The organism is Pseudomonas sp. HY2-MNA-CIBAN-0224 (assembly GCF_040310285.1).
Lineage (GTDB): Bacteria > Pseudomonadota > Gammaproteobacteria > Pseudomonadales > Pseudomonadaceae > Aquipseudomonas > Aquipseudomonas helleri.
The window spans coordinates 1-284 of the sequence record NZ_JBEOPQ010000395.1; the positions used below are offsets into that span (position 1 = coordinate 1).

Consider the following 284-nt stretch of genomic DNA (forward strand, 5'->3'; position numbering starts at 1 on the left):
CTTTATAGATTTTAAAAAAACAGATTCTAAAAAAACAGGTTCTGGAAAAGACGCTGATAAAGTAAAAAACCTGCGAGTGTCTGGCACTGTGCAATACAACCGTGGTCACAGCCTAGTCGATGCTGCCTTAAAAGGTCTGGGTATCGTGCAGCTACCTGAGTATTATGTGCAAAAACACTTAGCATCAGGTGCGTTGGTCAGCTTACTGGATAACTATAGAGAGCCTGAAGAAAGTATCTGGGCCGTCTATCCGCACAACCGTCATTTATCGCCAAAGATTCGGT

1 protein-coding gene is annotated in these 284 nt (G+C 43.0%); it reads left to right on the plus strand.

Going from position 1 to position 284, the window contains the following annotated elements; genetic code table 11:
- Window positions 1–284, plus strand: a 284-nt coding sequence (locus AAEZ03_RS26890; protein WP_350582852.1) for a LysR substrate-binding domain-containing protein, incomplete at both ends; no start/stop codon positions are given.